The following is a 17,085-nucleotide window of genomic DNA, read 5'->3' as shown; positions in this document are numbered from 1 at the left end:
CCGTCCACGATACGCACGCCCGTCGGGCCGCGCCGGGCGAGCGGCGGGACCGCCGCGCCCGGACGACGGCGCACGAGCAGGGTCAGATGCCGAGCTGGTAGACGCCCCAGTACGCGAGGATGACGAGCAGGACGGTGGACCCCGCGATCACGCACCACAGCATGACGCGGGGGGTCACGCCGCGCGCGACCTGCAGCACGCTCCCGCCCTCGTCCGCGGCGACCGCCTCGTCGGTGCCCCGGCGCTCGTCGTGCGCACGGCGCGCGGAGCGGACCTCGGCGGCCCGGTTGACCAGCAGGGCGCCCGCGACGAGCGTCGCGAGCCCGACGAGCCGCACCCCGATCCAGCCGCCCTGCACGACCCACGCGTCCTTCTCGTAGTCGAGCGCGAGCCGCGCGGTGGCCACGAGGTAGACGACGAGCGCGACCGTCGTCGCGAACGCGCCGACCCCGAGCCCCACCAGCGGCACGCGGAAGCCGGGCGCGAGACCGGCGGGCGCCCCGGGCCGGCCCGCGACCCGTCGCAGCCGGCGCACGAGGCCCCCGACGAGGCCGACGAGCGGGCCGAGCACGAGCAGACCGACGGCGGCGAGGACGAGGGCGACGAACAGGTCGCCGTTGCCCAGCCAGCGCGGCGACGGGACCGGCCCGGCGAGGTACTGCTGCGTGGGCTCGGCGCCCGCGACCTGCGGCAGCGCGGTCGCGCTCGCGGGCAGGGAGGTCACCCACGCGCTCACGTCGCGCGGGAAGTCGGGCACGAGCACGTCGTCGATCTTGATCCCGTGGTTCGCGTCCGCGTAGTACCGCACGGTGACGTCGGCCCCGCCCGGCACCTGCGACGACGGGCCCGTGGCGTCGAGGATCTGCCGCGCCCCCTGCTCGACGGGCATCGACGGGTCCGCGGTGCCGTACACGACGAGCACCGGCTGGGTGAGCCGCTCGAGGAACGGCTCCACGTCGAAGTCCGCGTACTCGAAGCCGCCGCCGGGGATCGCCATCCCGACGGCGCGCGGGATCGCCCGGAACACCCCGTGGGGCACGTCGGTGTTGCGCAGGTAGCTGTCGACCGCGAACGCGGCCTGCTGGCGCGGCGGCACGACGGGCGCGGACACGAGGACGGTGAACGCGATGGTCGGATCGTCCGCCGCCATCACGGGCACGATCCACGTGCCCTCGGACTCTCCGTACAGCCCCACGCGCTCCGGGTCGACGCCGGGACGCGCCCGCAGGAGGTCCACGGAGTGCGCGTAGTCGCGCGCCATCGCCTCGTAGTCACGGTGGCGCGTCGTGTAGGTGTCCAGGCGCTTGTCCGGGACGAGGGTCACGACGCCCGCGCTCGCGAGGTCGGTCGCGACGTCCACGAACGCCTCCGACGCCAGGCCGGTCCCTGCCCCGTGCACGAACACCATGCCCGGGAGGTCGTCGCCCGCGTCGACGGGCTCGCGCAGCACGCCCCCGACGGTCGCGCCGTCGAGCCGGACCGTCACGTCGGTCTCGCGCACGTCGTAGGTGCCGACCGGGGCGGCCCCGCCCGGCGGCTGCCCGCCGACGGTCGTGTCGGGCGTCTCGGGGACGAGGTGCTCGGTCACGGGCACCGGGTCCCACTGCGGCCCGGTGACCGCTCCGACGATCGCGAGGACGATCGCGAGGGCTGCCGTCGTCGCGGCGGTCCGGAAGATCACCGAGGAATCGTACGTCGCGGGCCGCCGGCCGGTCCCTGGTGCCGTCCCGACGACGGCACGGAGGACGTCCCCCCGGGTCAGAAGCCGAGCCGGTGGAGCTGCTTGGGGTCGCGCTGCCAGTCCTTGGCGACCTTCACGTGCAGGTCGAGGTAGACCCTCGCCCCGAGCAGCGCCTCGATGCCGTGCCGCGCGCGCGTCCCGACCTCGCGCAGCCGTGAGCCGCCGCGGCCGATGACGATCGCCTTCTGCGAGTCGCGCTCGACGAAGAGGTTGACGCGCACGTCGAGCAGCGGCGGCCGGCCCGTGGCCTCGTCGCCGCTGCCCTCGCGGGGCACGATCTCCTCGACCTGGACCGCGAGCGAGTGCGGGAGCTCGTCGCGCACGCCCTCGAGCGCCGCCTCGCGCACGAGCTCGGCGACCATGACGGCCTCCGGCTCGTCCGTGAGCTCGCCGCCCGGGTACAGCTCGGGGCCCTCGGGCAGGTGGGAGACGAGGACGTCGGTGAGCACGTCGACCTGGTAGCCGTCCTGGGCCGAGACGGGCACGATGTCGGCCCAGCCGCCCGCCGTCTCCCCCAGCCGGTCGACCGCGAGCAGGTGCGCGGCGAGGGTGCCGCGGTCCACGAGGTCGGCCTTCGTGACGACCGCGACCACGGGCGTGCCGCGGCGCCCGCGCATGAGCTCCGCGAGCTCGTTCGCGATGAAGCGGTCGCCCGGGCCGATCTTCTGGTCGGCGGGCAGGCAGAACGCGATGACGTCGACCTCGGTGAGCGTCTCGCGCACGAGGTCGTTGAGACGCTCGCCGAGCAGCGTGCGGGGGCGGTGCAGCCCCGGGGTGTCGACGAGGACGAGCTGCGCGTCGGGGCGGTGCACGATCCCGCGGATCGTGTGGCGCGTCGTCTGGGGGCGCCCGGAGGTGATCGCCACCTTCTGGCCGACCAGCGCGTTCGTCAGGGTCGACTTGCCCGCGTTGGGCCGCCCGACGAGGCAGGCGAAGCCGGAGCGGTGCTCGGGGGTGGTCGTGCTCACGGGGTGTCCTTCACGGTGGGGAGGGGCTGACGGGTGTCGGCCGCGGGGTCGGGCTCGTCCGGCGCGGGGACCGGAGCGTCGGGCGAGGTCGCCGTGGAGACGAGGACGGTCGCGAGCTGCTTGCGGCGGCCCTGGACGCGGTCGGCCTCGAGGCGCAGCCCGTGGACCTCGGCCACGGAGCCGGGCAGCGGGACCTTGCCGAGCGCCTTGGCGAGCAGGCCGCCCACGGTGTCCACGTCGTCGTCGTCCAGGCCGAGGCCGAAGAGCTCGCCGAGCTCGTCGACGCCGAGGCGGGCGGGCACGCGCAGGACGCCGTCGCCCAGGTCCTCGACCTCGGGCTCCGGCCGGTCGTGCTCGTCCGTGAGCTCGCCCACGATCTCCTCGAGCGCGTCCTCGATCGTCACCAGTCCCGCGACGCCGCCGTACTCGTCGACGACCATGGCGATGTGCGAGGACGACGCCTGCATCTCGCGCAGCAGGTCGTCCACGGGCTTGGACTCGGGTACGAAGATCGCGGGGCGCGCGACCTCGCCCACGGGCCGCGCGTCGGTCCCGGGACCGCCCTGAAGGACGCGCACGACGTCCTTGAAGTAGGCGACGCCCACGAGGTCGTCCGCGGACGTGCCCGTGACCGGGATGCGGGAGAAGCCGGAGCGCAGGAAGAGCGAGAGGGTCTTGCGCAGGGGCGTGTCGCGCGCCGTCGTCACCATGTCGGTGCGGGGCACCATGACCTCGCGCGTGAGGGTGCTGCCGAGCTCGAAGACGGAGCGGATGAGCTCGCGCTCCTCCTCCTCGATGACCTCGGACTCGTTGACGCGGTCCACCATGTCCTGGAGCTCGCGCTGGTGGGCTCCCTCGTCGGGCGCCGGGGCGAGCCGCGTGAGCCAGCGCGTGGCCCCGACGACGACCGTGAGCAGGCGCGACAGGCTCAGCAGGACGCGCACCGCGTGGCGGCGGCCGAGGGACCGCGGACTCACGCGCACCACGAGGAGCCCGACGACGACGCTCACCGCGAGCGCGACGAGCAGGACCTGCCACCACGGTTCCAGCCACGCCGCGACGAGCAGCGTGAGGCACGTGACCGCCGCGACCTCGGCGACGACGCGCACGAAGCCGACGGAGCGCACGGTCGCCGCCGGGTCCGCGAGCAGCGCCAGCGCCCGGCGCCCCTCCGGGCGGGCGGGCACGGCCGGGTCGTCGCCCAGGGCGGCCTCCGTGACGGCCGCCCGCGTCACGCGCAGCACCGCCGCCTCGCCCGCGCTCAGCGCGGCCGCGAGCACGACCGCCAGGACGGTCAGGGCCGCCAGGAGCGCGACGGGTTCGCCGCTCACCGGCCCGCGAGGAAGGTCAGGAGCAGCTTGCGCTGCAGCGCGAACATCTCCTTCTCCTCCTCCGGCTCGGCGTGGTCGTAGCCGAGCAGGTGCAGGATGCCGTGCGTCGTGAGCAGCAGCATCTCCTCCGCCGTCGAGTGGCCCGCCGTCACCGCCTGCTGGGCGGCGACCTCCGGGCACAGCACGACGTCGCCGAGCTGGCCGGGGCCGGCGACCTCGCCGTCGCGCCCGGGCCGCAGCTCGTCCATGGGGAACGACAGCACGTCCGTCGGGCCGGGCTCGTCCATCCAGCGCACGTGCAGCTCGCTCATCACGTCCGTGTCGACGAAGAGGATCGACAGCTCGCTCTGCGGGTGCACGCGCATCGCGTCGAGCACGTACCGTGCCAGCGCCGCGAACTCGGCCTCGTCGACCTCGGCCTCGGTCTCGTTGTTGACCTCGATGCTCACGCGTCGTCCCTCGTCCGTCGTTCTCGTGCCGCGGGGCGTCCGCGGCGGTCGTCGTCGCGGCGGCGCGACCCGGAGCTCCCCGAGCCCCCGCCGCTCGCCAGGTCCCACCGCGCGTACGCGTCGATGATGTCGCTCACCAGCCGGTGCCGCACCACGTCGGACGACGTGAGCCGGCAGAACTCGACGTCGTCCACGCCGGTGAGGACGTCCTCGATGACGCGCAGGCCGGACTGGGTGCCGCCCGGCAGGTCGACCTGCGTCGCGTCGCCCGTGATGACCATGCGCGACCCGAAGCCGAGGCGCGTGAGGAACATCTTCATCTGCTCGGTGGTCGTGTTCTGCGCCTCGTCGAGGATGATGAACGAGTCGTTGAGGCTGCGCCCGCGCATGAACGCGAGCGGGGCGACCTCGATCGTCCCGGCCTCGATGAGCTTGGGGATCGAGTCCGGGTCGATCATGTCGTGCAGCGCGTCGTACAGCGGGCGCAGGTACGGGTCGATCTTCTCCGTCAGCGAGCCGGGCAGGAACCCGAGCCGCTCCCCCGCCTCGACGGCCGGGCGCGTGAGGATGATGCGGTTGACCTGCTTCGACTGCAGCGCCTGCACGGCCTTCGCCATCGCGAGGTACGTCTTGCCGGTGCCCGCGGGGCCGATCCCGAACGTGATGGTGTTCGCGTCGATCGCCTCGACGTAGCGCTTCTGCCCCACGGTCTTGGGCCGGATCGTGCGGCCGCGGCTCGACAGGATGTTGAGCGTCAGCACCTCGGCCGGGCGCGACGCCGTCGCGGCGGTGAGCATCGCGATGGACCGCGTGACGACGTCGGCCGTGAGCTGCGTGCCTGCCTCGACGACCTCGACGAGCTCGTCGAGCAGGCGCGCGGCGAGCGCGACCTCCCCCGGAGGGCCGGCGACCGCGATCTCGTTGCCCCGCACGTGCACGTCGACGGCGGGGAACCCCTCCTCGACGGCCCGGAGCACGGAGTCGCGGCTACCGAGGAGCGCCACCATCGGCACGTGGTTCGGGATGACGATGCGGTGCTCGACCCGGTGCGACGAGGGGTCGGGTTCTCGGGACAGAGAGGTCATGAGCCGGCTTGCGCCGCTGCGCTCCTTCGGTCGGGCAGTGGGTCCGGGACGGCCACCGCCCCGCAGATCGCTTCCATCGTACCGAGCGCGGCCGGGCGTCACACGCGCTTTCGCGCAGGGCTCAGGCGGGCGACCAACCGAGCTCGGCGCCTGCGATGACGTGGCCGTGCACGTGGAACACGCTCTGGCCGGCGCGCGGCCCCGAGTTGAAGATGAGCCGGAACTGGCCGTCGGCTAGGTCGCCCGCCACCTCGTCCGCCAGCGCGACGACGTCGCCCAGCAGCTCCGGGTCCGCCGCCGCGAGCTGGGCGATGTCGCCGTGGTGGTCACGCGGGACCACGAGCACGTGCACGGGCGCCTGCGGGTCGATGTCGCGGAACGCGATCGAGCGCTCGCTGGTCGCCACGACGTCGGCCGGCACCTCCCCCGCGACGATGCGGCAGAAGAGGCAGTCCGGGTCGGTGCGCAGGTCGGTGCTCGTCATGACCCCGAGGCTAGACCACGCGTCCCGGCCACGCCCCAGCGGCCGAGCCGCTCGGCGAGCAGCGCCACGGCCACCGGTCCGGCGGTCGACGTGCGCAGCACGTGGGGCCCCAGCCGCGCCGCGACCGCGCCGGCCTCCGTGAGGTCGGCGAGCTCGCGGTCGGAGATCCCGCCCTCCGGGCCGACGACGACGAGCACCTCGGGCACGGGCGCGCCGTCCGTGGCCGGACCGGCGGGCAGCCCGACGTCGGCGAGCGGCGTCGTCGCCTCCTCGTGCAGGACGATCGCCCGACCGCCCGCCGCGACGACGTCGACGACCCGCGCCGCGAGGCCGCCCGAGTCGAGCGCGACCTCGACGCGAGGCAGGCGCGCGCGCCGGGCCTGCTTGGTCGCCGTGCGGACCGTCGCGAGCCACCGGGCGCGGGACTTCGCCGCGCGCTCGCCGCGCCACACGACGACGGAGCGCTCCGCCTGCCACGGCACGACCACGTCGACGCCGATCTCCGTCGCCGCCTCGATCGCCATCTCGTCGCGGTCACCCTTGGCGAGCGCCTGGACGAGCGTCACGACGACGTCCGGTGCCGGCTCGCGGTCCACCTCCTGCACGAGGAGCGTCACGCGGCCCGACTCGGCGTGCTCGACGACGCACCGCAGCCGGAGCCCGTCGCCGTCGACGACGTCGACGCGCTCCCCTGCGCCGCGCCGCTGCACGACGCCCGCGTGCCGGCCCTCCGCGCCGTCGAGCACGTAGCGGTCGCCGGGCGCGACGCCGTCGGTCCCCGTCTCGGCGAGGAACACCGGAGCACTCATGCCCGCGCCCCGCTCAGCGGCCGGAGAGCTTGTCGCGCAGGCGCGAGAACACGCCCGGGTGCGCGGCGGCGAGCCGGGGCTCGGGCCGCTCCTCGCCGCGCAGCGCGGCGAGCGAGCGCAGGAGCTGCTCCTGCTCGGGGTCGAGGGCCGTCGGCACCTGGACCTCGATGTGCACGTTGAGGTCGCCGCGACCGCTGCCGTGCAGGTGCCCGACGCCGAGGTTCTTCAGCGTGACGATCTGGTTCGGCTGCGTGCCGGGGCGCAGGTCGATCTCCTGGAGCCCGTCGAGCGTCTCCAGCTCGAGCACGGTGCCGAGGGCGGCCGCCGTCATGGGCACCTGGAGGGTGCAGTGCAGGTCGTCGCCGCGGCGCACGAACGTGTCGTGGTTGCGCTCGCGGATCTCGACGTACAGGTCGCCCGCGGGGCCGCCGGCCGGGCCGACCTCGCCCTGCGCGGTGAGCTTGATGCGCGTGCCCGTGTCGACGCCCGCCGGGACGTTGACCGTGATGCTGCGGCGGCTGCGCACGCGGCCCTCGCCCGAGCACTCCGCGCACGGCTCCGGGATGACGGTGCCGAAGCCCTGGCAAGCGGCGCACGGCGCGCTCGTCATGACCTGGCCGAGGAACGAGCGCGCGACGCGCTGGACCGTGCCGCGGCCGTGGCACACCTCGCACGTGCGGGGCGAGGTGCCCGGACGGCAGCAGGTGCCGCCGCACGTGCCGCACACGACCGCCGTGTCGACCTGGAGCTCGCGCTGCGCGCCGAACGTCGCCTCGGAGAGGTCGATGTCGAGCCGCACGAGCGCGTCCTGGCCGCGGCGGGCGCGCGGGATCGGGCCCTGCTGCGCCTGGGCGCCGCCGAAGAACGTCTCGAAGATGTCCTGGAAGCCGAACCCGCCGCCCATGGGGCCGCCGCCCCCGCCGCCGGGGGCGCTGGGGTCGACGCCGAGGTCGTACTGCTGGCGCTTCTCCGGGTTGGACAGCACCTCGTAGGCGCGCGCGACGTCCTTGAAGCGGTCGCCCGCCTCCTCGCCCGCGACGTCCGGGTGCAGCTCGCGCGCGAGCTTGCGGTACGCCTTCTTGATCTGGTCCTGGCTGGCGTCACGGGCCACGCCGAGGATCTCGTAGTAGTCGCTCACACGTCACTCTCTGCTGGTGCGGGTCGTGAGGCCGGCGCGCGGCCGGTCGGGAGGGGTCGGGGGTGGTCGTCGAGCGGGCCCGCCGCGGGCGGGGAGACCGCGGGGCTCACGTGCCGAGCACCCGTGACAGGTAGCGCGCGACCGCGCGCACCGCCGCGATGGTGCCGGGGTAGTCCATGCGGGTCGGCCCGATCGAGCCGACGAGCGCGACCGTGTCACCGTCGTTACCGTAACCGGTCGTCACGACGGAGGTCTCCGCGAGGCCCTCGAGCTGGGTCTCGCGACCGATCCGGACGCTCACGCCCGACTCGGCGGCCATCTCGGTGAGCAGCCCGAGCAGGACGACCTGCTCCTCGAGCGCCTCGAGGACGGGGCGCAGCGCGTGCTCGAACCGCATGCCCGCGCGCGCGAGGTTGGCCGTGCCCGCGAGGACGAGGCGCTCCTCGCTCTCCTCCGCGAGCGTCTGGGCGACGAGGTCGCCCACCGCGCGGACGAGCGGGGCGTCGTCGGGGTGGAAGCTCTCGGTCACGGCGGCGAGACCGGGCGCGAGGTCCGTGAGGCGCTTGCCCGCGGCCGCGGCGTTGAGCCGTGCGCGCACCTCGACGAGGGTCCCCTCGTCCGGCAGGCTCGCGACCTCGAGCGTGCGCTGCTCGACGCGGCCCGTGTCCGTGATGATGACGACCAGGAGGCGCGACTCGCCGACGGGCACGAGCTCGAGGTGGCGCAGGCCCGACCGGCTCAGCGAGGGGTACTGCACGACGGCGACCTGGCCGGTGAGCTGGGCGAGAAGGCGCCCGGCGCGCGCGATGACGTCGTCGAGGTCCACGCCCTCGGACAGGAAGGTCTCGATGGCGCGCTTCTCCGGCGCGGACAGCGGCTTGACGCCCGAGAGGCGGTCCACGAAGAGCCGGTAGCCCTTGTCCGTCGGGATCCGGCCCGCGGACGTGTGCGGCTGCGCGATGTACCCGGCGTCCTCGAGGGCCGCCATGTCGTTGCGGATCGTGGCGGGCGAGACGCCGAGGCTGTGGCGCTCGGTGAGCACGCGCGACCCCACGGGCTCGCGCGTGAGGACGTAGTCCTCGACGATGGCCCGCAGCACCTCGAGCCGGCGCTCCTCGCTCACGTCCACCTCCCGCGTGCCGCACCGTCGCCGCCCGGGCGGGCGTGCGGGCGTCGGCACTCTCGACCTCCGAGTGCCAATCCTACGCGTCCGCGCGGCCCGTCCGGCGGTCCTCCGCTCGTCGCGAACGCAGGTCGAGGAGGCCGACGACGAGCGCGACCGCGACGAGGCCGATCGTCACCAGGAGCGCGCGCCCGGTCGCGTCCGCGGCCGAGTCGCCGCTCGCGAGCCCGCCGTAGTAGACGGACAGGACCACGGAGATCCCGACGGCCGACCCGATGCGCTGACCGAGCTGCAGCATGCTGCCCGCCACCCCGGCCCGGCTCACCGGCACCTCGGACAGCGTGAGCGTCTGGTTCGGCGCGATGACCGTGCCGCTGCCCGCGCCCGCGACGAGCAGCGCGACCGCGAGCGCCGGGCCGACGGCGCCCGGGTCGTCCCCGAGCGTGCGCACGACGACCTCCGCCGCGACCACCCCCACGAGCACGAGCACGACGCCGCCGACGACGAGCTCGCGGCCCCAGCGCGCGACCCAGCGGCCCGAGAACCACGCCGACACGCCCGACGCGACCGCGAACGGCGTGCCGACGAGCCCCGCCTGGAGCGGCGTGTACCCCAGCTCGTCCTGGAGGTAGAGCGTGACGACGAGGAAGATGCCCGTGAACCCGGCGAAGTACGCGAGGCCGAGCAGCGCGCCGTTGCGGAAGGACCCGAGCCCCACGACCTGGGGGTCGAGCACGGCCTCGCCCGTGCGCCGCTGGTAGCGCCGCTCCCACCCGACGGCGGCCGCCACGGCGGCCGCGGCCGGCACGAGCCACCACCAGCGCGACGCGTCGTCGCCGCGGCCCGTCGTCGTGACGAACGGCATCATCACGCCGAGGGTCGCGGCGCCGAGCAGACCCAGCCCGACGAGGTCGAGCCGGCGCGGCCCGCGCGCCGCGCCCGAGCCGGTGCGCGGTGGCCCGGGCACGAGGCGCCACGCGAAGGGCAGGAGCACGGCGACGACGGGGATGTTCACGAGGAACACCCACCGCCACCCCGTCTCCGGGCCCGCCGCGGCGATGATGAGCCCGCCCAGCAGGGGCCCGAGCGCCGTCGAGACGCCGATGGTCGCGCCGAACATGCCGAACGCGCGCCCGCGCTCGTACCCGCGGAACTGCTGCTGGATGAGGCCGACGACCTGCGGGTTGAGGACGCCCGCGCTCACGCCCTGGAGCAGGCGCGCGACGCCGAGCCACGTGTCGGTCGGCGCGAGCCCGGACGCGAGGCTCATGAGCGCGAAGCCCAGGAGGCCCGCGATGAAGAGCGGTCGTCGTGCGCCCGCGTCGCCCAGGCGCCCGGCGGGCACCAGCGCGAGACCGAACGCGAGCGTGTAGCCGGCGACGACGAGCTGGAGCTGGGTCGGGCCCGCGTCGAGCGACGACTCGATCGACGGCAGGGCCACGTTGACGATCGATACGTCGAGCGTCGTGATGAAGCCCACCGCGAGGCAGACCGGCAGCACGCGCCAGCGGTTCGGGTCCGGCTCCGCGCGCTGCTGGCTCATCGGTCCGTGGTACCACCCCGCCCCGGGGGCGCGCGCGCCGGGAGCCGCCGTGCGCGGCCGGGCCGGGCGCCCGGGACCTCCCCGCGGGAGGCCGATCCCGCGACGCACGGGGCGATCTCGGTGGTGAGCGGCGGACGCTGGCCTAGGGTGACGCCGTGTCCTTCGACCGCTACGGCTCCGACGTCCTCGGCGGCACGCCCGCCCCCACCCACCACCGCCCGCGGCCCGTGTCGCGCCCGCAGCCCGCGGAGCGCGGCCTCGTCGTCGAGGAGGTGCAGACCGGGTGGGTCGGGGCCGTCGTCCGGGTCGAGAAGTCGGGCGGGATGCACGTCGTCGTGCTCGAGGACCGCGCGGGCCGGACCCGCACGTTCCCGCTCGGGCCGGGGTTCTGGGTCGACGGCGCGCCCGTCGAGCTCACCCCGCCCGTCACCTCCCGCGCCCCCGCCGCGCCGACGCGCACGGCCTCGGGCTCGCGGGCCGTCGTCGGGCAGCGGGCGCGCGTCGCGCGCGGGAGCCGCATCTGGGTCGAGGGCAAGCACGACGCCGAGCTCGTCGAGAAGGTGTGGGGCGACGACCTGCGCGTGGAGGGGGTCGTCGTCGAGCCGCTGCACGGCGTCGACGACCTCGCGGCGGCGCTCGCGGACTTCGGCCCGACGCCGCAGCGTCGCGTGGGCGTGCTCGTGGACCACCTCGTGCCCGGCAGCAAGGAGCGGCGGATCGCCGACGAGGCGCTGCGGCGGTCGCCCGCGGGCACGGTGCTCGTGCTCGGGCACCCGTACGTCGACGTCTGGCAGGCGGTGAAGCCGGCCCGGATCGGCCTCGAGCGGTGGCCCGTGATCGAGCGCGGCACCGAGTGGAAGCGCGGGATCCTGCGCGAGCTCGGCTGGCCGGCGGAGAGCGCGGAGGACGTCGGCCGCGCGTGGCAGCGCATCCTCGGCACGGTGCGCACGTACGCCGACCTGGAGCCGTCGCTGCTCGGGCGCGTCGAGGAGCTCATCGACTTCGTCACCGCGCCCTGACCGGTCGCGGGCGCGCGGGACGCACCCCGCGCGTGAGGTACCGCGCTCGAGACGCACCGCGCCCCGGTACCGACGGGCGGTACCAGGGCGCGGCGACAGCGTCGGCCGGGTCTCAGGCGGCCGGCACGCCGCCCGTGAGACGGCGGTAGGCGTAGCCGACGGCGACGTAGCTCAGCGGGATCGTCACGAAGAGCCCGAGCCCGCACGGGATCGCGCCGAGGATGTTGATCCCGACGAGGGCGAGCAGGAGCAGGAACACCTGCCCGAAGTTCTTCGCGACGAGCGAGAAGCTCGTGCGGATCGCCGTGATCGCGTCGACGCCCTGGTCGAGCGCGACGTAGTACACGAACGCCGAGAACAGCAGCACCGCGAGGCCGGGCAGGACGCACAGGAACAGCCCGATGTACGACAGGACGCCGACGATCAGAGCAGCGAGGAGCACGTTGACGACGTTGCCGATGCGGAAGAACGCCGCGACGTCCGGCCGGCGCCCGTCCGCCTCGTCGAGCGCGCCGCGCGTGAAGAACGCGGTGATGAGGTAGCCGATGACGGTGCCGACGAGCCCCAGCACGACACTGGTGAACGTGATTCCGCTCAGCGCGGCGAAGTTCGTGTCGGAGTAGTCGAACTGGTCCTGGAACTGGTCGAACCCGCCCGTGATCCAGCTCCACGCGATGTTGACGGCGAGGAAGATCAGCGCGACGAGGATCCACGGCCCCAGGTTCGACGTGACGCGGCGCCACCCGTAGGAGATCGCGTCGCCGACGCCGAACGCCGGGCCCGAGTAGCCGGACTGGCCCCCGTACCCTCCGGCGGCGCCCGGGTACGACCCGGGCGGCGGCGGGTACCCCCCGGCGGGGGGCGGGTATCCGCCGGCGGGCGGCGGGTACGCACCGGACGGGGGCGGGTACGCGCCCGGCGGGGGCGTCGCCGGTCCCCCGGCCGCGCCGTCCGGCGCACCGGTCGGCGCGCCGTAGGCACCCGGTGCCCCGTACGCGGGCGGGCCCGACGGCGGTGCGGCCGGGTCGTGCGGCGCTCCCCCGCCCGGGCCGTACGGCGAGGCGGGCGGGACGTCGCCGCCGGACGGGGCGGCGTCGGGCCGGTCGGGTCCGGGACCGGACGGTGGCGTGGCGTCCGGTCGCGGGCCGCCCGCGCCGTCGGCGGGGGTGTGCTCGTCGTCGCGGGGCGGCTCGCCGCCCGGGTTCGTGGGGTCGGTCATCGTGCACCTCGTTCCTCGTCGTCACGTGCTGCGGGCTGCACGCTCCGTCGACGTGCTGGGTCCACCTTGGCGGTTCCCGGCCCGGACCGCGCGGCGAGCACCGCGGCCGTCGCACGGCGGCGGCAGGATGGTGCCGCCGAGGGGCCTCGTCCCCGCGGGGCGCGCCCGGGTCGCGGTGGACCCGGGCCGACGTCACTCGTCCGTGATCGTCCGGACGACCGTGTCCGCGAGCAGCCGCCCCCGCAGGGTGAGCACGGCACGACCGGCGACCGCTGCGCGGCCGTCGAGCAGCCCGTTCGCGACGAGCCCGGCGACGGCGTGGCGTCCCGCCGGGGAGAGGACCGCGAGGTCGAGACCCTCGCGCAGCCGCACGCCGAGCATCGCCTGCTCGAGCCGGCCCTCCGTGCGCGTGAGGAGCTCGCGCCCCGCCGCGGGGCTCGTGCCCGCCTCGAGCAGCGCCGCGTACCGGCGCGGGTGCTTGACGTTCCACCACCGCACGCCGACGCGGGCGTCCTCGGGCGACGCCCCTGCAGGCGCGGCGCCGGTCGCCGCGACGTAGGAGTGCGCACCGGGCCCGATCCCCCACCAGTCGTCGCCGCGCCAGTACGCGAGGTTGTGGCGGCAGCGGTCGGCGTCGGTACGGGCCCAGTTGCTCACCTCGTACCAGGTGAGGCCGGCCGCCGTGAGCAGCTCGTCGGCGAGCTCGTACTTCGTGGCCTGGTCGTCCTCGCTCGGGAGCGCGACCTCCCCGCGCCGCACCTGGGCGGCCATCTTCGTCCCCGCCTCCACGACGAGCGCGTACGCGGACACGTGGTCGACGCCGGTCGCGAGCGCAGCCTCGAGGCTCGCTCGCCAGTCGTCGAGGCTCTCCCCCGGCGTGCCGTAGATGAGGTCGAGCGAGACCTGGAGGCCGGCGTCGCGCGCCCAGCGCACGACGTCCGGGATGCGGCGCGGGTCGTGCGTGCGCTCGAGCGTCGCGAGCACGTGCGGCACGGCGGACTGCATGCCGAACGACACGCGCGTGAACCCGGCGGCCGCGAGCTCGGCGAGCGACTCGGGCGTCACCGAGTCCGGGTTCGCCTCCGTCGTCACCTCGGCGTCGGGGGCGAGCCCCCACGCGTCGCGCACGCCACCGAGCAGGCGGACGAGGTCCCCGGCAGGCAGGAGCGTGGGCGTGCCGCCGCCGACGAAGACGGTCGACACGGGCCGCTCGGGCAGCCCGGCGTCGTGCAGCACGCGCGCGGCGAGGTCGATCTCGCGAAGCGCCGTGCTCGCGTACGAGGCCTGGCTCGCGCCCCCGCCGAGCTCGGACGCCGTGTACGTGTTGAAGTCGCAGTACCCGCACCGCACCGAGCAGAACGGGACGTGCAGGTAGACCCCGAACCCGCGGGTCGCGGGCACGGTGCCGCCCGCGCCGCTCGCGACCCAGGAGGGCAGCGAGCCGTCGGGCGGGACCGGCTCGCCCTCGGGCAGCGCCGGGCTCACTTCTTCGACTTGTCCTTGGCGTCCTTGCCGCCCGCGGCGTCGGAGGAGAGCGCGGCGATGAAGGCGTCCTTCGGGACCTCGACCGACCCGATGTTCTTCATGCGCTTCTTGCCCTCCTTCTGCTTCTCGAGCAGCTTGCGCTTGCGGCTGATGTCACCGCCGTAGCACTTCGCGAGGACGTCCTTGCGCATCGCGCGCACCGTCTCGCGCGCGATGACGCGCGCACCGACGGCCGCCTGGATCGGCACCTCGAACTGCTGGCGCGGGATGATCTCCTTGAGCTTCGCCGTCATCATGACGCCGTAGTCGTACGCCTTGTCCTTGTGCACGATCGCGCTGAACGCGTCCACCTGCTCGCCCTGGAGCAGGATGTCGACCTTGACGAGGTCGGCGACCTGGTCCCCCGACGGCTCGTAGTCGAGCGAGGCGTAGCCGCGCGTGCGGGACTTGAGCTGGTCGAAGAAGTCGAACACGATCTCGGCGAGCGGGAGCGTGAAGCGCAGCTCGACGCGGTCCTCGGACAGGTAGTCCATGCCGAGCATCTGGCCGCGGCGGTCGTTGCACAGCCCCATCACGGTGCCCACGAACTCGCTCGGCGCGAGGATCGTCGCGCGCACGACCGGCTCGCTGACCTGCTTGATCTTGCCGCCCGGGAACTCCGACGGGTTCGTCACGTTGACGAGCGTCCCGTCCTCGAGCGTCACGTCGTAGACGACGTTCGGCGCGGTCGAGATGAGGTCGAGGTCGAACTCGCGCTCGAGGCGCTCGCGCACGATCTCCAGGTGCAGCAGGCCGAGGAACCCGACGCGGAAGCCGAATCCGAGCGCGACCGACGTCTCCGGCTCGTAGTTGAGCGCGGCGTCGTTGAGCTTGAGCTTGTCGAGCGCGTCGCGCAGGACCGGGTAGTCGGTCCCGTCGATCGGGTACAGGCCCGAGAAGACCATGGGCTTCGGGTCCGAGTAGCCGCCGAGCGCGTCCGCGGCGGGCTTGGCCGCGTTCGTCACCGTGTCGCCGACCTTCGACTGGCGCACGTCCTTCACGCCCGTGATGAGGTAGCCGACCTCGCCGACGCCGAGGCCCTTCGTGACGATCGGCTCCGGCGAGATGACGCCGATCTCGAGCAGCTCGTGCGTCGCGCGCGTCGACATCATGACGATGCGCTCGCGCGGGTTGAGGTTGCCGTCGACGACGCGCACGTACGTCACGACGCCGCGGTAGGTGTCGTAGACCGAGTCGAAGATCATGGCGCGCGCGGGGGCGTCGGCGTCGCCGACCGGCGCGGGCACGCGCTCGACGATGCGGTCGAGCAGCGCCTCGACGCCGGCGCCCGTCTTGCCGGAGACCTTGAGCACGTCGTCCGGGTCGCCGCCCACGAGGTTCGCGAGCTCCTCCGCGTACTTCTCGGGCTGGGCCGCCGGGAGGTCGATCTTGTTGAGCACGGGGATGATCTCGAGCTCGTTCTCCATCGCGAGGTACAGGTTCGCGAGGGTCTGCGCCTCGATGCCCTGCGCCGCGTCGACGAGCAGCACCGCCCCCTCGCACGCCGCGAGCGACCGCGAGACCTCGTACGTGAAGTCGACGTGCCCCGGGGTGTCGATCATGTTGAGCGCGTGCGGCGTCTCCACGCCGTCCGCCACGACGGCCCACGGCATGCGGACCGCCTGCGACTTGATCGTGATGCCGCGCTCGCGCTCGATGTCCATGCGGTCGAGGTACTGCGCACGCATGGCGCGCGGCTCGACGACACCGGTGAGCTGCAGCATGCGGTCGGCCAGGGTCGACTTGCCGTGGTCGATGTGCGCGATGATGCAGAAGTTCCGGATCAGCTCGGGCGGCGTGGCCGCGGGCTGGATGCGGGTGCTCAGCTGGGCACTGGGGATCGGGGACAACGCGGGTGCGCTCCTGGGAGTGGCGTGCGGGTCGGGGCCGCGCGCTCGGGGGCGGCGCGCCGACGGTCGCTCTCGGGCGGGCGGGAACGACCATTGTCCCACGTCCGGCGTCGGGCACCCGCCCGCCCTGCGGGGCACCGCGAGCCGACCTAGCGTGGAGGACCGGCCGGCCGCACCGGGCCGACCGGCGACGAGAGGAACGCTCATGGCCCAGGACACCGAGCACCGCACCTCCGACCGCACCGGCGGTCGCCGCGTGCTCGCGATCGTGACCAACTACGGCGTCGAGCAGGACGAGCTCGTGGTCCCGCTCGAGCACCTGCGCGGCGAGGGGGTGGAGGTCGACGTCGCGGCCACGTCCGCCGACGACGTGCAGACCCTCGTGGGGGACAAGGACCCCGGCCGCACCGTGACCCCGAACCTCACGCTCGCCGACGCCGACCCCGCCGGGTACGACCTGCTGCTCGTGCCGGGCGGGACGATCAACGCCGACGCGCTGCGCCTCCAGGACGACGCCGTGAGCCTCGTGCGCGCGTTCACCGCCGCCGGAAAGCCGGTCGCGGCGATCTGCCACGGCCCGTGGGCGCTCGTCGAGGCGGCCGCCGTCGAGGGCAAGACCCTCACGAGCTACGCGTCGCTCGAGACGGACGTGCTCAACGCGGGCGGCGCCTGGGTCGACCGGTCCGTCGTGCGCGACGACGAGGGGTACACGCTCGTCACGTCGCGCGACCCCGGCGACCTCGACGACTTCCTGCGCGAGGTGGACGCCGTCCTGGCCGGGTGACGTGCACCGTTCTGGCAG

The 17,085-nt window shown here is 74.6% G+C and carries 15 protein-coding genes; 2 read left to right on the top strand and 13 right to left on the bottom strand.

Annotated features, from left to right (window positions below; translation table 11 throughout):
- Positions 1 to 82: 82 nt before the first annotated feature.
- From RDI86_RS07180 to RDI86_RS07135, 10 genes are all read right to left on the bottom strand, one after another.
- Complete coding sequence (locus RDI86_RS07180) at positions 83 to 1,681, bottom strand: prolyl oligopeptidase family serine peptidase (protein ID WP_308821036.1); 1,599 nt, start codon at positions 1,679 to 1,681, stop codon at positions 83 to 85.
- Between the two features lie 77 nt (positions 1,682 to 1,758).
- Positions 1,759 to 2,709, bottom strand: coding sequence for a GTPase Era (era, locus tag RDI86_RS07175; protein ID WP_043651768.1), 951 nt, complete (start codon positions 2,707 to 2,709; stop codon positions 1,759 to 1,761).
- The gene (locus RDI86_RS07170) at positions 2,706 to 4,040 is read right to left on the bottom strand and encodes a CBS domain-containing protein (RefSeq protein ID WP_308821035.1); all 1,335 of its coding nucleotides are present in this window, start codon (positions 4,038 to 4,040) and stop codon (positions 2,706 to 2,708) included. The genes era and RDI86_RS07170 overlap by 4 nt, the downstream gene beginning before the upstream one ends.
- Entirely contained in the window at positions 4,037 to 4,489 is a 453-nt protein-coding gene (ybeY, locus tag RDI86_RS07165) for an rRNA maturation RNase YbeY (protein ID WP_021482948.1), read from the bottom strand. Before ybeY ends, RDI86_RS07170 begins: the two co-directional genes overlap by 4 nt.
- Positions 4,486 to 5,574, bottom strand: coding sequence for a PhoH family protein (locus RDI86_RS07160; protein ID WP_021482947.1), 1,089 nt, complete (start codon positions 5,572 to 5,574; stop codon positions 4,486 to 4,488). The genes ybeY and RDI86_RS07160 overlap by 4 nt, the downstream gene beginning before the upstream one ends.
- A 121-nt stretch (positions 5,575 to 5,695) precedes the next feature.
- Entirely contained in the window at positions 5,696 to 6,058 is a 363-nt protein-coding gene (locus RDI86_RS07155; RefSeq protein WP_021482946.1) for an HIT domain-containing protein, read from the bottom strand.
- Positions 6,055 to 6,867 carry a 16S rRNA (uracil(1498)-N(3))-methyltransferase gene (locus RDI86_RS07150; RefSeq protein WP_308821034.1) on the bottom strand — a complete coding sequence of 271 codons (813 nt, stop codon included), beginning with the start codon at positions 6,865 to 6,867 and terminating at the stop codon, positions 6,055 to 6,057. Before RDI86_RS07150 ends, RDI86_RS07155 begins: the two co-directional genes overlap by 4 nt.
- 13 nt (positions 6,868 to 6,880) lie before the next feature.
- Positions 6,881 to 8,005: a molecular chaperone DnaJ gene (dnaJ, locus tag RDI86_RS07145; RefSeq protein WP_043651775.1), complete on the bottom strand. Its 1,125-nt coding sequence runs from the start codon at positions 8,003 to 8,005 to the stop codon at positions 6,881 to 6,883.
- A gap of 106 nt (positions 8,006 to 8,111) precedes the next feature.
- A complete protein-coding gene (hrcA, locus tag RDI86_RS07140; RefSeq protein ID WP_021482687.1) occupies positions 8,112 to 9,128 on the bottom strand; it encodes a heat-inducible transcriptional repressor HrcA in 1,017 nt (338 codons plus the stop codon).
- Between the two features lie 79 nt (positions 9,129 to 9,207).
- The gene (locus RDI86_RS07135) at positions 9,208 to 10,671 is read right to left on the bottom strand and encodes an MFS transporter (RefSeq protein WP_251176161.1); all 1,464 of its coding nucleotides are present in this window, start codon (positions 10,669 to 10,671) and stop codon (positions 9,208 to 9,210) included.
- A 155-nt stretch (positions 10,672 to 10,826) separates the two neighbouring features.
- Between RDI86_RS07135 and RDI86_RS07130 the strand changes: the two genes are divergently transcribed.
- The gene (locus RDI86_RS07130; protein ID WP_009864812.1) at positions 10,827 to 11,690 is read left to right on the top strand and encodes a DUF3097 domain-containing protein; all 864 of its coding nucleotides are present in this window, start codon (positions 10,827 to 10,829) and stop codon (positions 11,688 to 11,690) included.
- A 112-nt stretch (positions 11,691 to 11,802) separates the two neighbouring features.
- On the opposite strand, the gene RDI86_RS07125 is transcribed toward RDI86_RS07130, so the two are convergent.
- From RDI86_RS07125 to lepA, 3 genes are all read right to left on the bottom strand, one after another.
- Entirely contained in the window at positions 11,803 to 12,909 is a 1,107-nt protein-coding gene (locus tag RDI86_RS07125; protein ID WP_308821033.1) for a hypothetical protein, read from the bottom strand.
- A gap of 192 nt (positions 12,910 to 13,101) precedes the next feature.
- Positions 13,102 to 14,394: a radical SAM family heme chaperone HemW gene (gene hemW / locus RDI86_RS07120; protein WP_308821032.1), complete on the bottom strand. Its 1,293-nt coding sequence runs from the start codon at positions 14,392 to 14,394 to the stop codon at positions 13,102 to 13,104.
- A complete protein-coding gene (gene lepA, locus RDI86_RS07115) occupies positions 14,391 to 16,283 on the bottom strand; it encodes a translation elongation factor 4 (RefSeq protein WP_021479819.1) in 1,893 nt (630 codons plus the stop codon). Before lepA ends, hemW begins: the two co-directional genes overlap by 4 nt.
- Positions 16,284 to 16,488: 205 nt before the next feature.
- Between lepA and RDI86_RS07110 the strand changes: the two genes are divergently transcribed.
- Positions 16,489 to 17,067, top strand: a complete 579-nt coding sequence (locus tag RDI86_RS07110; protein ID WP_061266751.1) for a type 1 glutamine amidotransferase domain-containing protein — start codon at positions 16,489 to 16,491, stop codon at positions 17,065 to 17,067.
- Positions 17,068 to 17,085: the final 18 nt, after the last annotated feature.

Origin of the sequence: Cellulosimicrobium sp. XJ-DQ-B-000 (assembly GCF_031119065.1) — a bacterium.
Classification (GTDB): domain Bacteria; phylum Actinomycetota; class Actinomycetes; order Actinomycetales; family Cellulomonadaceae; genus Cellulosimicrobium; species Cellulosimicrobium funkei.
Note: the sequence above shows the minus strand (reverse complement) of the source record. Positions and strands in the feature narration are given on the sequence as shown.